15 protein-coding genes are annotated in these 16,667 nt (G+C 66.0%); 6 read left to right on the top strand and 9 right to left on the bottom strand.

The window, feature by feature from the left end; genetic code table 11:
• Window positions 1-324: 324 nt before the first annotated feature.
• The 4 genes from ABIE56_RS15585 (at window position 325) to ABIE56_RS15570 (ending at window position 5,842) form a co-directional block, all read left to right on the top strand.
• Window positions 325-1,680 carry a Do family serine endopeptidase gene (locus ABIE56_RS15585; RefSeq protein ID WP_429244704.1) on the top strand — a complete coding sequence of 452 codons (1,356 nt, stop codon included), beginning with the start codon at window positions 325-327 and terminating at the stop codon, window positions 1,678-1,680.
• A gap of 366 nt (window positions 1,681-2,046) precedes the next feature.
• Window positions 2,047-3,546 carry a substrate-binding domain-containing protein gene (locus ABIE56_RS15580; RefSeq protein ID WP_429244703.1) on the top strand — a complete coding sequence of 500 codons (1,500 nt, stop codon included), beginning with the start codon at window positions 2,047-2,049 and terminating at the stop codon, window positions 3,544-3,546.
• 151 nt (window positions 3,547-3,697) lie between these two features.
• Window positions 3,698-4,399 (top strand): HAD family hydrolase, encoded by a 702-nt coding sequence (locus ABIE56_RS15575; protein WP_429244702.1) that lies wholly within the window; start codon window positions 3,698-3,700, stop codon window positions 4,397-4,399.
• A 66-nt stretch (window positions 4,400-4,465) separates the two neighbouring features.
• Entirely contained in the window at window positions 4,466-5,842 is a 1,377-nt protein-coding gene (locus tag ABIE56_RS15570; protein WP_429244701.1) for a leucyl aminopeptidase family protein, read from the top strand.
• Window positions 5,843-5,986: 144 nt separating this feature from the next.
• Here ABIE56_RS15570 and ABIE56_RS15565 read toward each other — a convergent pair whose 3' ends face one another.
• The 3 genes from ABIE56_RS15565 to ABIE56_RS15555 form a co-directional block, all read right to left on the bottom strand.
• Complete coding sequence (locus ABIE56_RS15565; RefSeq protein WP_429244700.1) at window positions 5,987-6,433, bottom strand: hypothetical protein; 447 nt, start codon at window positions 6,431-6,433, stop codon at window positions 5,987-5,989.
• A 27-nt stretch (window positions 6,434-6,460) separates the two neighbouring features.
• Window positions 6,461-6,943, bottom strand: a complete 483-nt coding sequence (locus ABIE56_RS15560; RefSeq protein WP_429244699.1) for a DUF4019 domain-containing protein — start codon at window positions 6,941-6,943, stop codon at window positions 6,461-6,463.
• 192 nt (window positions 6,944-7,135) lie between these two features.
• Window positions 7,136-7,804, bottom strand: a complete 669-nt coding sequence (locus ABIE56_RS15555) for a hypothetical protein (protein ID WP_429244698.1) — start codon at window positions 7,802-7,804, stop codon at window positions 7,136-7,138.
• A gap of 109 nt (window positions 7,805-7,913) precedes the next feature.
• Here ABIE56_RS15555 and ABIE56_RS15550 point away from each other — a divergent pair, with 109 nt between their 5' ends.
• A complete protein-coding gene (locus ABIE56_RS15550; protein WP_429244697.1) occupies window positions 7,914-8,237 on the top strand; it encodes a hypothetical protein in 324 nt (107 codons plus the stop codon).
• An 89-nt stretch (window positions 8,238-8,326) separates the two neighbouring features.
• Here ABIE56_RS15550 and ABIE56_RS15545 read toward each other — a convergent pair whose 3' ends face one another.
• Both ABIE56_RS15545 and trpE read right to left on the bottom strand, forming a co-directional pair.
• The gene (locus ABIE56_RS15545) at window positions 8,327-9,025 is read right to left on the bottom strand and encodes an SIMPL domain-containing protein (RefSeq protein WP_429244696.1); all 699 of its coding nucleotides are present in this window, start codon (window positions 9,023-9,025) and stop codon (window positions 8,327-8,329) included.
• A gap of 122 nt (window positions 9,026-9,147) precedes the next feature.
• A complete protein-coding gene (gene trpE / locus ABIE56_RS15540; protein ID WP_429244695.1) occupies window positions 9,148-10,623 on the bottom strand; it encodes an anthranilate synthase component I in 1,476 nt (491 codons plus the stop codon).
• A 239-nt stretch (window positions 10,624-10,862) separates the two neighbouring features.
• Here trpE and ABIE56_RS15535 point away from each other — a divergent pair, with 239 nt between their 5' ends.
• Window positions 10,863-11,429, top strand: coding sequence for a hypothetical protein (locus ABIE56_RS15535; RefSeq protein ID WP_429244694.1), 567 nt, complete (start codon window positions 10,863-10,865; stop codon window positions 11,427-11,429).
• Window positions 11,430-11,536: 107 nt separating this feature from the next.
• Here ABIE56_RS15535 and ABIE56_RS15530 read toward each other — a convergent pair whose 3' ends face one another.
• The 4 genes from ABIE56_RS15530 to ABIE56_RS15515 form a co-directional block, all read right to left on the bottom strand.
• Window positions 11,537-13,534, bottom strand: coding sequence for an ATP-binding protein (locus ABIE56_RS15530; RefSeq protein ID WP_429244693.1), 1,998 nt, complete (start codon window positions 13,532-13,534; stop codon window positions 11,537-11,539).
• Window positions 13,531-14,220 carry a proteobacterial dedicated sortase system response regulator gene (pdsR, locus tag ABIE56_RS15525; RefSeq protein WP_429244692.1) on the bottom strand — a complete coding sequence of 230 codons (690 nt, stop codon included), beginning with the start codon at window positions 14,218-14,220 and terminating at the stop codon, window positions 13,531-13,533. Before pdsR ends, ABIE56_RS15530 begins: the two co-directional genes overlap by 4 nt.
• Before the next feature lie 582 nt (window positions 14,221-14,802).
• Window positions 14,803-15,546 carry a hypothetical protein gene (locus ABIE56_RS15520; RefSeq protein WP_429244691.1) on the bottom strand — a complete coding sequence of 248 codons (744 nt, stop codon included), beginning with the start codon at window positions 15,544-15,546 and terminating at the stop codon, window positions 14,803-14,805.
• Window positions 15,547-15,645: 99 nt separating this feature from the next.
• The gene (locus tag ABIE56_RS15515; RefSeq protein ID WP_429244690.1) at window positions 15,646-16,413 is read right to left on the bottom strand and encodes a hypothetical protein; all 768 of its coding nucleotides are present in this window, start codon (window positions 16,411-16,413) and stop codon (window positions 15,646-15,648) included.
• Window positions 16,414-16,667: the final 254 nt, after the last annotated feature.

Genomic DNA, 16,667 nt, shown 5'->3' with positions numbered 1-16,667 from the left:
TCGACTCCATCCCCCCGGACGAAATCGACCATCCTTTACCACCCTGGCGCCTGGCCCCGAAAAGCCTTTACAGGACGCTGGTTTGAAGCTTGAACCTGAGTCTCCGCAGCACCAGCACTTGGTAACTATCGAACGAAGGAACACAAGATGTTGTGGTTGCGGCCGGGGTTGAACCTTACGCTCGGAGGGGGTCGTTGTAAAGCATTACCTACACCTGTCTCAGGGGTTGAAACTGATGCCGAATTGGGTGGTCTCAACCCCACCCAATGTAGGAGCGCGCTTGCGCGCGATGCTCTTGAATGAGCCCCAGCCAAGGAGATCCACATGCCCGCCAGCCCCACCCCGCGGACCCTCATCGCCACCCTCGCCATGGCCCTGGCGACACCGGCCTTCGCCGCCATCCCGCCCGCCGTCGATGGCCAGCCCGTGCCTTCACTGGCACCCATGCTGGCCAAGGTGACGCCGGCGGTGGTGAATATCTCCACGAAGACGCGCGTACGCGCCCGTGGGGCTTATTACGATGATCCGCTGATCGCCCAGCTGTTCGGCCAGGGCGTGCCGCGCGAGCGCGTGGAACAGAGCCTGGGCTCGGGCGTGGTGGTGGATGCGGCCAAGGGGTATGTCCTGACCAACAACCATGTCGTGGGGGGCGCGGACGATATCACGGTCACCCTGCAGGATGGGCGCGACTTCAAAGCCAAACTGATCGGCACCGATCCGGATACCGATGTGGCGGTGCTGCAGATTCCCGCCGAGCGCCTCCAGGCATTACCCGTGGCCGATTCCGCGCAGCTTCGCGTCGGTGATTTCGTGGTGGCCGTGGGCGATCCGTTCGGTCTGGGCCAGACCGCCACCTCGGGCATGGTCTCCGCCCTTAATAGAACGGGGCTGGGCAAGGGCATCCAGAATTTCATCCAGACCGATGCTTCCATCAATCCCGGCAACTCCGGCGGCGCCCTGGTGAACCTGCGCGGCGAGCTGGTCGGGATCAACTCCATGATCTTTACGCCCTCAGGCGGCAACGTGGGCATTGGCTTCGCCATCCCTACCGATCTGGCCACCTCGGTGATGAAGCAGCTGCTGGCCTACGGCAAGGTCCGCCGCGGCAACCTGGGCGTGGAGGTGCAGGACATCACCCCGCGCATCGCCACGGCGCTGGGCTTGAAGGATACGAATGGCGCGGTGGTCACCGGCGTGACCAGCGGCTCGCCCGCCGATGGCGCCGGCCTGCAGACCGGCGATGTGCTTACCGCCATCGATGGCAAGCCGGTGCGCAACGCGCAGGACGTGCGCAACACCGAAGGCCTGCTGCCGCTCGGCTCACAGGTGAAGCTGAGCGTGCAGCGCGAAGGCGCGGCACGGGATGTCACCGCTTCCATTGAAGCGACGAAGCTGGCCACGCTGGACGGCGCGAAACTGGACAAGCGCCTGGCCGGCGTGACCCTCACCGACCTCACCCAGGAACAGAAGGCCCAGGGCCTCTATGGCGTGGCCCTGGCCAACGTGCAGAAGAATTCCGCCGCCTACCAGGCCGGCCTGCGCGATGGCGACGTGGTCGCCCAGATCGGCCAGCGCCGCGTGCCCGGGGTGAAGGGCCTGCCCACCACCGGTTCGCTGGGTGGGCGGCAGTTGCTGCTGACCGTGGTGCGCGACGATGCCGTGTACTACGCCGTCTTGTGATGCCCCACGGGACCTGCCCCGGCGGAACCTGCGCCGATCTTCTGCCCGTCGGACCTGCGCAGGTCTTCTGCCCGTCGGACCTGCGCAGGTCTTCTGCCCGTCGGACCTGCGCAGATCTTCTGTAGGAGCGCGCTTGCGCGCGATGCACGTTGCCGCGAGCACCCATCGCGCGCGAGCGCGCTCCTACACAGAGCGGTCAACGGTGGGGTGTCTGGGGTTCTCATGAGATTGTTCTTGGCCGACAGGCTTCGTTCTGTTTTGCACCGGCAGGATGCTGAATGACGTCAATGGTGCGCGCGGGGCCCTTATGGCCCACAATTGCGGCCCAAATCTGCCACCCCGATTAGTCCGGAGTTCTTGCCGTCCATGTCTCTTCGTCTCGCGCGACTGTTTACTGCCACGCTGATCGGCCTTAGCGCCTCCGCTACCGTCCTTGCCGCGCCGCCCCAGCTGATCTGGCGCGGTGACGTCACCACCGCTCGCGGCGTGGTTACCGATGTCGCCAAGGCCTATGAGAAAGCCGGCAAGGGCAAGTTCGAACTGCAGCCGTTCAACACGGCCTCGGGCCTGGATGCGGTGGCTTCCGGCACGGCCGACCTGGCCGGCTCGGCTCGCCCGGGCATCGGCGGCAAGGAGCAGTCGCTCACCTTTACTCCGGTGGCATGGGATGGCCTGGTGATGGTCACCTACCCGTCCAACCCCGTCAGCAACATCACCCTGATGCAGCTGCACGAGATCTACATGGGCCACATCACGAACTGGAAGGAGCTCGGTGGCGATGACGCGCCGATCAACCTCTACGCCGTGGCCAGCCCGGGCGATGGCGTGGAATGGAGCCTGCGCCGCCTGCTGTTCGGCCGCGGCAACCAGCCGGTGGCCGCGCCGCGCCTGTACGTGAACCAGACGAAGCTGGAAGAAGGCGTGACCCTGGATCGCCGTGGCCTGGGTGCGACCACCCTGGCCGGTGCCGGCAGCAACCCCAAGCTGAAGCTGCTCTCGATCGATGGCGTGAAGCCGTCGGCCTCGACGATCGCCAGCGGCGCCTACCCGCTGTACACCGAGCTGTACCTGGTGAGCAACGATGCCAGCCCGAAGGCGGCGGAAGTGAAGGAGTTCCTGGCCTTCGTGACCTCGGCGCAGGGTGGCTCGCTGCTGAAGGCACACAACCTGCTGCCGTACGCCGATGGCACCGCGCTGGCCGCGGCTGATGCCGGCCGTCGCCAGAAGATCGCTTCCACCGTGGGCACCCGCGGCAACGTGGGCCAGGCGATGACCACGCCGACCGTGGCCGCTGCCGCTGCGCCGGCCGCTGCTGCCGAAGCCGCGAAGGAGGCCGTCAAGGCCGCACCGTCCGTGGCCAAAGGCAAGACGGCGGGCGCCGCCAAGGCCGCTGCCGAAGCCACCGAAGCCTCGCCGTTCGCTCGCGTCGTCGCCAGCGTCACGACCAGCGCCCACCAGGGCTTCAAGGGCGTCCGCGGCGAAGCCTTCACCTCGTCCGATAACGCGAAGATCGGCGGCAAGTTCGCCAAGGTCACGGCCGATGCCGTGACCGTCGCCGGCAAGAACACGGCGAAACCGGCGGTGGATGCCAGCGAAAAGTCCACCAAGGTGGAAACGCCGAAGGTTTCCGAGGCGAAGCCGGCGGCCAAGGCCGCCCCGGCCGCTGCTGCCGAGCCGAAGGCCGTCGCCAAGGCGGAGAAGAAGCCGGCCGCTGCCGCCAGCAAGACCTACAAGGTCGCCGCCGGTGACACGCTGTATTCGATCGCCAAGAAGAACAACGTTGATGTGAACCAGCTCCGCGCCATGAACGGGCTGAAGGACAACAACGTGAAGCTGGGGCAGACGCTGAAGGTGTCTGCGCGCTGAGGTACACCTATCGCGCGCAAGCGCGCTCCTACACGGGCGCGCCGCGCGCGATGGGCACCGCGGGTCGGCGAGCCCAACACGCCACCCCTGTAGGAGCGTGCTTGCACGCGATGCTCTTGGCCCATACGCGGCCACGCCCATGGAACCCCTCGTGCTCCCCATCCGCGCCATCACCCTCGACCTCGATGACACCCTGTGGCCTGTCCTTCCGGCCCTGATCGAAGCCGAGCACTGCGTGGACCGCTGGCTGAAAGAGCACCACCCCGACGTCGCAACGAAATGGCCGATCGAGGCCATGCGCGAACTGCGCGATAAGGTGGCGCGTGAGCACACCCACCTCGCCCACGATTTCAGCGAGCAGCGCCGCATCACCATCCGCCAGGCGTTCGAGGCCTGCGGTATCGACGATGCGCCGGTGGATGCCCTGTGGCGCATCTACTACGCCGCGCGCAACAACGTCGAGCTCTACCCCGATGCCCTGCCCGCCCTGGAACGCATCGCGGCGAAGCTGCCGATAGCGAGCATCTCCAATGGCAACGCCGACCTGGAAGTGATCGGGCTGCACCATCTTTTCCATACGCGCATCAACGCCGCAGGCGCGGGCGTGGCCAAGCCGGATCCGAAGATCTTCCTTGCCGCCGCCGATGCCCTGGGGGTGCCGCCCGCGCACATCCTTCACGTAGGTGACGATCCCCTGCTGGATGTGGTGGGTGCCCGCGAAGCCGGTTTGAGAACTGTCTGGGTCAACCGCACCGGCGAAACATGGTCACACGGCCCGGCGCCGGACCTGGAATTTGCAGATATGCATGGTCTGGCCGAATGGCTTGACGCTTCTGCCGCTAGGGTTGGCTAGAATATGGCTGCAATACCAACCAGTCATTGACGCGGCCACCAACTGCCGCGAGGCACGGGAGGCCTGATGTCGCCATTGATCGACCGGAAATCCGGAAAGCGCTCCGTCACCATCATTGAACTCGTGGATGCGGCATCGATGCCCACCATGGAGCAGAAGCTGGGTGCCACGCACCGGCAGTGGCTGGCGTCGCTGGGTTTTCGTCCGACCTCGGGCGCCGTCGCTGTCCTGCCGAACAACGCGGGTGGCATCTCCCGCGTGGTGGTGGGCGTGGACCGCAAGGAACCGCTCTCCATCCTGGGTGGCCTGCCGCAGCGCCTGCCGGAAGGCATCTACCAGATCGCCGAAGATTCGATCGTGGAAGACCGCGAGCTGCTGGCCCTGGGCTGGGCGCTGGGCGCGTACCGCTTTGAGCGCTACCGCAAGGCTGCCCGCCCCGCCGCGCAGTTGCTGGTGGAGCCGGCCACGCTGCGTGCCGTGCAGCCGCTGATGGAAGCGGTGTTCGAAGTCCGCGACCTGGTAAACACCCCCACCGAAGACATGGGCCCGGCGGATCTCTCCGCGGCCATCCACGCCCACGCCACCGAGCACAAGGCGAAGGTGCGCGAGTGGGTGGGCGAGGAACTGCTCGCCAACAACTTCCCGACCATCCACGCGGTGGGCCGCGCGAGCCATCGCGAGCCGCGCCTTATCGAACTGACGTGGGGCAAGAATTCCAACCCCAAGCTGGTGATTGTCGGCAAGGGTGTGTGCTTTGACACCGGCGGCCTGGATATCAAGCCCTCCGATGGCATGCGCTGGATGAAGAAGGACATGGGCGGCGCCGCCCACGCCATCGCGCTCGCCGGCCTGGTGATGAAGGCGCGCCTGCCGGTGCGCCTGACCCTGCTCGTGCCTGCGGTGGAAAACGCGATTGCCGGTAACGCCATGCGCCCGGGCGAAGTCATCCGCACCCGCGCCGGCCACACTGTGGAAGTGGACAACACCGATGCCGAAGGCCGCCTGGTGCTGTGCGATGCGCTGGCCTTTGCCGTGGAGCAATCGCCCGACCTGATCGTGGATTTCGCCACGCTCACCGGCGCCGCCCGCGTGGCCCTGGGCCCCGAGCTGCCAGCCCTGTTCACCAACCGCGACCAGCTGGCCGATGAAGTGATCGGCGCCGCGGAATCCGTGGACGACCCGATGTGGCGCCTGCCGCTATGGCGGCCGTACCGGCGCATGCTGGAGTCGTACATCGCCGATTTCGCCAACGCCGGCCCATCCCGCCACGCCGGCGCGATCACCGCCGCGCTGTACCTCGAGCGCTTCGTCCCCGAAAGCCAGAACTGGATGCACCTGGATACCTACGCGTGGAACGACGGCGACCGCCCCGGCCACCCTCGCGGCGGCGAAGCCCAGGGCCTCCGCGCGTTCTTCAAGTTCCTCTCCACCCGCTATTCCTAAATCACTGCGGGCCGCGCCGCGCACCGGCGCGATACGTCGCTCGTGTAGGGGCGTGCTTGCACGCGATGGGTGCTTGCGTCACCGCTTTGTAGGCTTTTCGCGCGCAAGCGCGCTCCTACAGGGGAGCGCGGCACGCTTTAGGGTTTAGGCTTCCGGTTCGTCTGGTGTGGGAGCTGCCGGCTGCGCCGCAGCCTCGGCGCGCTTTTGCTTCACCGCCACCACGGCACGCAGGTTGCGCTCGAGCTCAGCGATGGTGAGCGGGAAGTAGCTTTCGTCGCGATCGCTCACGGCCCAGCTCGCCAGGCGCTTGTCGGTAGCGGCCACGCCAATCGCGTTGAGTGCCGCACGCACCTCATCCGGTTTCAGGTCGGTCGCCTGCAGGATCAGCTGCCACAGCCAGTTCATGCGCTGCGGATCCACGCCGCGCTGCATGGGCGGGCGGGTGTATTCGCCGCGGACGGGCGTATCGTTTTCGCTCATGGCAGGGTCCTTCTTGGCCTGCGGGCGAGTATAAGCGCGCCGCGCCGTAAACGTTCCCGCCGGCAGATCCCACCAGAGCACGGTGTCGTTGGAAATCCGAACATGCAGCATGGCGACTCCCCCTGTGGGACCGCGTTGCTATTGGACGAAATTGATCTCGCGTTGGACGGGGCGGATCACGTACCCCACCGGGAGCCACCCATCGGCTCCCGGGGCCAGCGACACCGTCTCGAAAAGCACCGCTTTGGCGTAATGGGCCAGGAAGATCACGTTGAGGTAGTCCCCCGCCGGCAAGCCCACCGGGTCGCGCACCCGCGCCATCTCGAACCACTCACGCCCCACCAGCACGCCGCGATCCAGGCGGATCTTGCGCAGGTACCGCACCCATTCGGCGCGCGGCACCATCCGCTGCATCATCTGCCCCGCCTCCAGCCACATGGCATCGGGGCGGCGGGCATCGGAAAGCTGCACCCAGTGCTGGGCACTGGCCAGGGCCTTATCCAGGGATTTGGGCTGCGGACCAATCCGCGGCGCATTGGCCACGGTGAGCAGCGCGCCCAGCGGGGTACTTGCCGGCCGGCCGGCGGGGGCCTTGCGAACAGGTGCCGTGGCGTTGGGCATTGGGAACCTCCCCCGAGAATACGGCTCCAGCTTGGGCGGGCCCGGCGGATGCGGCAATTCGGCTAGAGGGGATAACCCGTTCGGCCACGGCGTATTCCTGTAGGAGCGCGCTTGCGCGCGATGGGCGCTTGCGTCGCCGCTTCGTTGGCTTATCGCGCGCAAGCGCGCTCCTACAGGGTGCGAAGGCGGCCTTCAGCGGCGGCCGAAGGCCAGCACTTCGGCCGTGTAGGTTTCGACCACCAGGCTGAAGGGCTGGTTGTCCTGGGTGTAGAGGATGGCGCGGTGGCGCAGTACATCGTGGGGGATGGGCAGCGGGCCCTGCCCGGCCGCCGGCAACGGCGCATCCATTTCCCAGCCCTTGGGCAGCGGCGACCACAGCAGGTCGGCGCTGATGGTCTGGCGGCGGAAGTGCAGGCCCTGCACCACCTTGCCGAACGGCTGGTCGGTGCTGTCGAGTACCTGGTTCATTTCCGGGGTGAGCCGCGCGGGGACGTACCAGTTATCGGCTTCGGACAGCACATGGCCGCCGCACGCCAGTTGCACCCGGCGATAACGCACGGGTTCGTCGGCACCGATGCCCAACGCGGCGCGATCTTCAGCGGCCAATGGCTTGTCCTCGCCCTTCACCCGGTTCGCCACGATCTTCGCTTCCGGCGCCAGCCCGTGCTCACCGCACCAGCGTTCCAGCGTCAGTGTGGCGCTGGGGTGGCTAAGCAGATCGGCGTTCAGCGTTTCCAGCAGCGCCAGCGCCTGGGTGCGCGAGGCGACGTCATTGGTGAATGGCGTGCGCGCTTCGGACGGTGACGAGACCGTGGCCATGACCGCGATCGAACCCGCCACAATGATCTTCTTCGCCACCATTACCGACACCTGCATGTTCGTGTAGGAGCGCGCTCGCGCGCGACCCCAAGCCCATCACCAGCCCGTTATTATCCCCGCATCCGCGACCCGGCGTAAGTGAGGCCCTGGCATGGCATTCCCGACCGATCGAGCGACCCTTTCGTTGCAGGAAATCTATGCGGAAGCGAATTACGCAACGGTGATGACATTCGACCGGTTCGATGAATTACTGACGCATGTCGCCTATGAGTTGAAAGTACCCGTGGGCAAGCTGAGGGTAACGGACCGCTTTGACCAGGAGCTTAAGCCTGCAGGAAGGCCCGAATGGGACGAAGGATTCGCAAGCCTGGCGATCGATATTGAACACGGCTTGAAACGGCACAAGCGGAAGCACGAAAAGCACGTTCTTTGGACGCTGGATGAGTATCTTCGCCTGATAAACGAGTTGTACTGAGGCGACCACCTGGCTCTGTGTAGGAGCGCGCTTGCGCGCGATTCACGTTGTCGCGAGCACCCATCGCGCGCGAGCGCGCTCCTACAGGGTTACGGGTTCAGCAGGAATGTGGCGTAGATCGTGCTCTGCATCTTGATGGTGCCCACTTCCAGGTCGATGGGCGGCGGTGGGGTGTTTGCACTGACTGTGACACTTTCAAGATCGGAATAGCCGCCGGATACCCCGGGGCGATCGCCCGCCGTGTACAACGAACCGAGCTTGACGCCATAGGCTTTGGCAATACGCTCAGCCTTCCGGGTCGAATCGCGCATGGCGTCTTCGCGCAGCGCGACATCCAGGGCCTCCTTGTCGCTACGGCTCATCTCCGTGCCCGTGATCTGCAGCTCGGTGCCGGCGGTATCCAGGCTATCGATGAATTTGCGCAGGTCTTCCATGCGGGTAAAGGTAGCCGACGCGGTCCGTGTCACCTCGGTACCATCGACCACCTCATCATCATCGACTCGGCGCTCGTGCGGGATGATCGAAAGGGTCGAGGCGTTGATCGATTCGGGGATGGCATGGTTGGCACGAAATGCTGCCGTGACCTTGGCCATGTTCTTTTCCACGCGCGTGCGTGCATTCACCGGCTTGATATCGACCGCCTCGACTTTGATGTCGATATGAAACCGGTCCGGCTCAATGGAGCGCTCGGCGTGGCCGACGACTTCGATATGCGGCTGCAGGCTCTGGGCCAGCGCTGTCACGGGCAACAGCGTGGCGCACAGGGTTAAAGCGAGGTACTTCTTCACGGGCGATCTCCTTACCGTCGGATGAATTAGCACTGCTGGATCGATTTGGAACTTGTAGGAGCGCGCTCGCGCGCGATTCACGTTGTCGCGAGCACCCATCGCGCGCGAGCGCACTCCTACAGTTATAGGCCCTTTGCGGCCTGGGCGACGGCGCGGAATAGTGCGCGGCCCTTGTTCATGGTTTCTTCCCACTCGGCTGCGGGGTCGGAATCGTAGACCACGCCGCCGCCGGCCTGGACGTGCAGGCGGCCATCCTGGATGACCGCGGTGCGGATAGCGATGGCGGTATCCGCATCGCCCCACCAGCCGAGCCAGCCGATGGCGCCGGCATAGATGTTGCGCTTGAACGGTTCCAGTTCCTGGATGATCTCCAGCGCGCGGATCTTCGGCGCACCACTGACGGTGCCGGCCGGGAACGTCGCCTTGATCACATCCATGTACGACATGCCGTCTTTGATATCGCCTTCCACCTGGGAAACGATGTGCATGACGTGCGAGTAGCGTTCCACCACGAACGATTCGGCCAGTTCCACCGTGCCGGTCTGGCTCACGCGGCCCACATCGTTGCGGCCGAGGTCGATGAGCATGAGGTGCTCGGCGCGCTCCTTTGGATCGGCCAGCAGCTCGGTTTCGAGTGCGATGTCCTCGGCTTCATCCTTGCCACGGCGGCGGGTGCCGGCGATGGGGCGCAGCACGACTCGGCCGTTCTTCAGGCGCACCAGGATCTCCGGCGAGGAGCCGACGATCTGGGTGGGGCCGATATCGATGAAGAACATGTACGGCGAGGGGTTCATCGCGCGCAGGGCGCGGTACACATCCACCGGGCGGGCATTGAAGCCGATGCTCAGGCGCTGCGAGGGCACCACCTGGAAGATGTCACCGGCGCGGATGTACTCCTGCGCGGTGCGCACCATGTTCTCGTATTCCTCGCGGGTGAACGAGGATTTGAAATCGGATTCATCCAGCGCGGCGGGCTGCAGCATCTGCGGGTAGCTAACCCCGCCCTGGCGCAGGCGAAAGGTCAGCGCATCGAGCCGGCGCACCGCTTCGGCATAGGCCTGGGGGCGCGAGGGGTCCGCGTGGACGATGAGGTACAGGCGGCCCTTGAGGTTATCGAACACCGCCAGCTCATCGGCCAGCATGAGCAGCACATCAGGCGTGCCCAGCTCATCCTTCTTGTCCCACTGGGCCAGGCGCTCTTCGATATAACCGATGGTCTCGAAGCCGAAGTAGCCGACCAGGCCACCGGTGAAATCCGGCAGGCCGGGCAGCTTGGGCACCTCGTACTGCTTGCGCAGTACCTCGATCTCGGCCAGCGGATCGGCCAGGTGGCGGGTTTCGACCACCTCACCGTTCTCTTCCACCTCCAGCTCGTGCCCGCGCAGGCGGTACACCCGGCGGGCCGGCAGGCCGATCATGGAATGGCGCCCCCACGTGGCCCCACCCTCCACGGATTCGAACAGGAAGGTGTACGGGCCATCGGCCAGCTTCAGGTACACCGAGAGGGGGGTATCGAGATCGGAGAACACCTCGCGCACCAGCGGGATACGGGTGCAGCCCTGCGCGGCGTAGGCGTCGAATTGTTCGCGGGAGATCATGGGGTGTGGGGATGCCCGGTGGGTTGACCTTGGATTGTAGGGCCAATTGGCGTGTGTGCCCTACCCTGGGGGCCGGTTGCCCCGCCGCAGAGGGGACGGGCCGCCTGGCGGCGGATCGCGCGCGAGCGCGCTCCTACAAGAGCCGTCCCGGACCGCATCGTGATGCCCCTGTAGGAGCGTGCTTGCACGCGAAAAAACCTCGCGACCACGCACGCCCCTTCCCCGGTATCGTCTGAGACATGAAAACCCGCCCCCTGACCGCCATGCTCGTGCTCTTCCTCACGGTGCCCATGGCAGCGCATGCGGCTCCGCCCGAGGTACACACCCTATCCGCAGCATTGACCCAAGTCCTCACCGAGGCCGACGGCCAGCCGGGTAGCCAGGCATCGCGATGCGAACGGTCCTTCCGCGAGTATCTCGCTGACACATCGCGTGCGGTCGACCCGTTGCTGGCCAAGGCCCACGGTCGCTTCGCCGTGCTCTGGTCAGTGGCCGAAGACGGGCGCATCTCCGGCGCATGGATTGTCCGACAGACCCCGTCGGGCCGGTGGCAGGTGAGCCTGCGCAGCGACGACCCGCCAGAAGACACCGAACTCAACGCCGCAGACGCAAAGCGGTTCACCGCGGCGTGGGCGCGGGTGATGACTGGCGAGATCACCGAAGTCAGGGATGTCGCTGATGGGTCGTGCACCCTTGCTTACGACGGAAAGCATGCGCGATTGTTTCTTCCAGGCGATGGGATCGGCAGCCGGACTGATGATGCGCTGCAGGCTGCGTTGACGATTCTTCGTGACGCCTGGCGTTAGCAAGTCATGGCGGCGGATCGCGCGCGAGCGCGCTCCTACACAAGATCTGCGCAGGCCATTGTGGGAGCGCGCTTGCGCGCGATCCGCCGCCGCAGGAACGGCGCGGCTTAGCCCAACCGCTGCCGCGGCAATCCCTTAAGGTGCAGCGTAAACGCCACGCCATCGTCGATGTTTCGCGCACTGGCGGTGCCCTGGTGCCGTTCGGCGACGAGGCGCACGACGTAGAGGCCGAGCCCCAGGTGTGGCGCTTCGCCCGGCGTGGCTTTGTCACGCAAGCTCACCAGCGAATCGAACAGGCGCCCCTGCATCGCCGCGGGCAACGGCGGCCCCTGGTTGGCGAGCTCCACATCGGCGCCATCCACCGTGGGATGCAACGCAATGCGCAACCATCCACCGGGCGGCGTAAACGACAGCGCGTTATCGAACAGCTTATCGAGCGCCTGCGCGATGAGCTCAGGTGACACATGCATCACCACCGGTTCGGCGGGCACATCCACCTCGATAGGCCGATCGCCGGCGAGGCCGCGGTAGCCCTCGGCGCAACCGCGCACGACATCGACAAGGTTCACGTCCTCCGCTTCGGCGGAGGCGATGGCGCGCTCCATGCGGCTGGCTTCGCTCATCGCACGCACCAGCGCGCTCAAACGAGTCACGCCATCGCGGGCACGCGCGAGATAAGGCTCGGCTTCGGGCGGCAGGCCCGCGTGGTCCAGGTTATCCAGCGAGGATTTGACGATGGCGAGGGGCGTTTGCAGTTCATGCGACAGCTTGGAAGCGAGTGTGCGCAGGTAATCGGTATAGCCACCCACCACATCGAACAGCCGTGCGAAGCTGCGCGCGAGGTCGCCGAGTTCGTCGGTGGCATCGATGAGCGGGAACGGCCCATCGAGCTTGCCATCGTTATCCTGCGCACGCTCGGCGGCGTTGCGCAGGCGGCGCAGGCGGAACGTGAGCCGCGTGGCAAACAACAGCAGCACGCCACCGGCAACCAGCAATACGCCAAAGCTGGTGAGCAGCAGGCCGAACAGCGCACGGTTGGCGAGCAGTGGTACCGCACGGCTGGGCTGTTCGAGCAGCACGACGCCATGCAGTTTGCCGCCCTGCGTGATCGGCATGGCCGCGGCCAGCACGACACTGCCGCGTTCTTCACCTGCCCGCCATGCGGTGGCCGGCTTACCCGATAGCGCCTCGCGCACTTCGGGCAGGTCGATCTTTGGCGCGTCCTCGGTCCATGCGGCGTTATCGTCCAGGCGCGTGGCGAGCAGTGAGCGGTACACCAGCGCCGCGAACCAGCCGGGCTGGCCGTTGGCCGGTGTATCCGGCAGGGTCAGCCGGCCGGTCTGCGCCATCAGCCACGCATCGGGCGAAAGCACGCGCACACGCACGCCATCGGGGGCCAGGCGCGCCAGCTCCTGCGATAGCGCGGGCGAGAATTCGAGCAGCGGGCGGCTATCGGCACTGAGCGGTTCGGCATCGCCATCGGCAGCGATGTGCACACCGATGCCGAAGCGATCCAGGCGCAGGCCACGAGGCAGCTTCAGTTCCGCGCGGAAGCCGCCGCCATCTTCCTGCCATTGCGCGTTGATGCGATCGGGCAACACGCCCGCTTCGGGATCCAGGGCAATCGCGGTGGTCGCACCGGGCGCGGCACTGGCCAGCAGGTAGCGCTGCGCATCCTCGTTGCTGGCAATGGAAATAATCAGGTGATCGGCGCTGAGCGCCAGGCGATCCGCGGCATCGGCACGCCGGCGCTGCGGTGCGCGGACATCGATGGTGAAGTACAGCCAGCGGTCGTCCTCGGCGAACATCACCTTGGCATTCCGCCCGAGCGGCTGCGCCCACGGGCTCAGCGAGGCCCAGTCATCGGCATAGCCATCGATGGTGATGGGCACGTTGGCGGCCTGTACGTACCACGCGCTGCCGGCCGGCGGCAGCGGTGCTTCGACGACCACAAGGCTGCGCGCCATCGCCCGCGCGGACGCCACCAGCGCCTGGGCCTGGCCTTCGCGCAGCAGGGTTTCCATCTGCCGCACGTACAGCCACCCGGCCACGGGAAGGGCCAGGGTGCACAGCGCGACGAGGAGCAATTTCTGACGGAGCGTCACGGAGTCCAGCGGTAGCCGACGCCGTGCACGGTTTCGATGGCATCGAAATCGGGCGCCAGCGCAACGAACTTCTTGCGGATGCGCTTGATGTGCGAGGTGATGGTGGCGTCATCCACCACCAGCTCGGCTTCGCGCATGAGCTGGTCGCGGTTCTTTACGTGGCCGGGGAAACGCACCAGCGTGTGCACCATCCAGAACTCAGTGACCGTGAGCGGGATCTCGGTGCCGTTCCAGGTGATGCGCATGCGCTCGCTTTCCAGGCGCAGCGGGCCGTGGGTGATCACGTTCTCGCTGGCGGCCGGGGTCTTCAGCGATTCGATACGACGGAACAGCGCGGCGATGCGCGCGGCCAGCTGGTGCAGGCTGGTGTCCTTGGAAAGGTAATCGTCGGCGCCCAGGCGCAGGCCGCTGATCACATCGAAATCGGAATCGCGCGCGGTCAGGAAGATGATCGGCAGCGTGGCGCTCTTGGCGCGCAGCTCGCGGCACAGATCGAACCCGCCCTCGGGCTCATCGCCCAGGCCGATATCGATGATGACGAGCTCGGGCAGGCGCATGGCGAAGGCGACCGAGGCCTCCGAGCGCGAGCCATAGCCGCGGGCGTCGTAGCCGAAGCGGGTGAGCGCTTCCACGTAATTGGCGCGGATAAGGGGTTCGTCTTCAACAATGGCAATGCTGCGGCCCATGGGGGTTCCGTGTTTTGGGTTGGCGTGCGCAGGGTGCAATGGCCGCCCCCGGCGCGCAAGCACCGCCGCGCGATTGCCCGTGTTTTGCCCGTGTACGAGCCGGTTCCGGGCCTACACGCTGCGTTTGCCCGCGTTTTGCCACAAACAGCCCGTGGATTGCCCCACGGGAGCCGCGCCTGCCGCCCCGGCAGGCGCTGAACTGGCACCACGGCGGCCCTGTTGGCGCCGAAGGATAAAGAAGAAGATGAAGACCAAGCCCGACGCTGATAACACCGAACTGGAACGCAATTTTGAGCCGCTGCGCGTTACGCTGGCGCTTGGGGCCCTTTTACTGGGCCTGCTCTGCGGCCTGCATTAACCCTAGGGAGGCTTCCCATGGACCTTTTTGACGATTTCGTGGAACCGGCCATGGATGGCCTTGGCGTGATGGGCCCGCACGCGAGTGCGCCCGTCCCCGGCATGCCCGAACCCGATCCGAACTGGCAGCCGGTTTAAGCCTTACCCCGTTTTCCCCTCGAGCTCCTGGTGTGGACGCTCCTTCGCTCCCCTGACCTTACTTCCAGGGGAGTTTTTTCGCGTGCGCTAGTTGGAGCTGGGCGTGGGCGTGGTTGCGGGGGGCGCGGCTTTCTTGATGGCCGGGAGCTGGCCCAGCGGCACGAGCTCCGCGTCGCCTACCCATACCTGGGTGTCGTAGCCGGCGAAGAACGTATCGCGCTCGTTTTTGATACGTGCGGTGAGGCTCAGGCCGTTCTCGACACCGGAGGTCATGCCGTTGATGTAGGCGCCGCCACCGAACGCCACCGCCATCTCGAGCTCGTGGTATGCACGGGTGAAGCGGTGATCGGCGCGCGCGGCCGCCACGGCATCGGCATAGACCGGCTTCAACTGGCGCCAGTAGGCATCGGCCTGGGCGTGCTCGGCGGGGGTGAGCTGCTGGTAGGCGGATACAAAGCGCCCTTCGTATTCCGGGCCATGCCGCTCGGCGGCCAGCGCCAGCCACGCCACGCCCAGCGGGCGGTTTTGCGGCATGTGGTCGCCGTTGAAATTCATGAGCCCCAGCATTTCCTGCGCCGGCTTACTGCCCCAGCGGGCGGCGGACTCGAAGCTATCGCGCGACATGCCGAAACGCCCGGCCCAGAAGTGCGAGGCGCCCTGGCAATAGTAGTAATCGCCCGGCAGGAAACGCTCCAGGCCGTAGGGGCAGCCCTCGAGCACGTTGGCGACGATCGCCTCCTGCCCGGGCAACGGTTGCGGCCGGTTGGCGTGGTTACAGCCCGCCAGGGCCATGGCGGAGGCAAGCACCCCGGCCAGCACTATTCCCTTCATGCGCGCACTTCCTTCTTGGTGGATGTGACAGGCCAAATGCCCACGGGCCGCCCCTGCATCGGGACGGCTTTGCCGTGGGCGGCGCGGGCTACGACGCGCTTATTGCGGGGCTTCTTTCTTGCTGCGGTTGATGACTTCGCCGATCGGTACCAGCTGGGCATCACCCACGTACACGTTGGACTGCCACCCGGCCAGGGCAACGGCTTCGCGGCCCTGCAGGAAGCGGCCCACGCTGAAACCGCTGGCGCCGTACGCAGCATCGCCGCCGTATACACCGTCGGTCATCTGCATGCCGGCAATGCCATCGATGAAAATGGAGCCACCGAAATTCACCGCCGTGGCGATGTCGTTGTAGGCGCGATCAAAACGATTTTTCGCGCGCGGCGCGGCCACCGTATCGGCGTACTTTTCCTTCAGTTGGGTCCAGTAGGCATTGGCCTGGGCCATTTCCTCAGGGCTGACGCGCTGGTAGGCATCGACGAAGGCCGGCTCGTAATCCGGGTTGTGCCGTTCGGCGGCGAGCGCCAGCCAGGCCAGGCCCAGCGGGCGGTTCTTCTCGGCGTGATCGCCATTGAAGTACATGATGCCCAGCGCGTACTGCGCCGGCTTGTTGGCCCACGCGGCGGCATCCTTCAGGCTCTCGCGGGCACTGCCATCATGCCCGGACCAGAACTGCCGGGCGGCATCGCAGTAGTAATAGTCACCGGGCAGGAAACGCTCGAGCGACGATGGGCAAAGCTTCAGCGCTTCGCTGATATCGCTCTGCTTCTGGTCGGGGAGCGGCTTGGGCTTCTCGCCGGCGTTGGCGATGGAACCGGTGCCTGCGCTAAGGCAGGCGGCAAGGAACAGCAGGGACTTCGACTTCATGTGCGCGTCCTCATGCAGGGGCAGCCCCCGGGGCAACTATTACAGTACTACCGGGTTCGCTTTCTCGTTGTGAAATTTTCTTTATGCGTCAGGGTCAACCGCGCTTTCTTGCGAAAGGTTGACTGTAGGAGCGGGGGGGGGGGGGGGGGGGGGGGGGGGGGGGGGGGGGCCGCCGCCGCCGCCCGCCCCCCCCACGCCCGCCGACCCCCCCACCCCCGAGACCGGGCGGAGGGCGGGGGGGGGCGGCGCGTGGG

The organism is Luteibacter sp. 621 (genome assembly GCF_050435445.1).
Lineage (GTDB): Bacteria > Pseudomonadota > Gammaproteobacteria > Xanthomonadales > Rhodanobacteraceae > Luteibacter.
This window is presented reverse-complemented; position numbering and strand designations above follow the sequence as displayed.